Source organism: Treponema endosymbiont of Eucomonympha sp. (assembly GCF_001028545.1).
Genome location: NZ_BBPW01000395.1, coordinates 1 through 642 on the forward strand (window position 1 = coordinate 1; position 642 = coordinate 642).

Here is a 642-nt window from a genome sequence, read left to right on the forward strand (position 1 = left end):
CCTGTCCGGGCAGCAGTTCTTTTATCCGTTCCCACGCCTCGTCGCTTATATCGTGCCGGTGAATGCCTTTATTTCCTTTCATGCTCCTATTTTACCTCTTTTCCTTTCTTTAGTCCACACTGCCTAGGGAATCGTTTGCGACGGTACGGAAGCCGCCGCGTCCGCCGCAGAAGAGGTGGTTATAGAGGACGACGGCAAGGACATTCTCACCTACCGCGTCAGGTTCGCAAGCGGCGCGCAGGTGCTCGGCTTGCCCGGCACGCCGCATTCGGTGCGGAGCAAGCAGGGGCGAGTGGTCATAGACGAGGCGGCGTTCGTCGACGACCTTAACGGAATGCTCAAAGCGGCAAAGGCGCTCGTCATGTGGGGCGGTCAGGTGTCGCTCATATCGACGCACAACGGGGACGCGAACCCGTTCGCCGTGCTCCTTGACGGCATACGCGCGGGGCGCGAAGCGGGCTGGTCGCTGCACCGCGTGCCCTTCAGCGAGGCGGTCAGGCAGGGGCTTTATAAGAAAATCTGCGTGAAAAACGGGCGCGAATGGAGCGCCGGGGCGGAGCGGGACTGGGTCGCGTGGGTGCGCGACGTGTACCGCGACAACGCGGACGAAGAGCTTGAAGCGGCTCCTTCGCAGGCGGGCGC

General features: G+C 62.5%; 1 pseudogene. It reads left to right on the forward strand.

Going from position 1 to position 642, the window contains the following annotated elements:
* Positions 1-175: 175 nt before the first annotated feature.
* Positions 176-642 (forward strand): annotated as a pseudogene (locus tag AWU74_RS07270) (hypothetical protein); the annotation flags it as partial.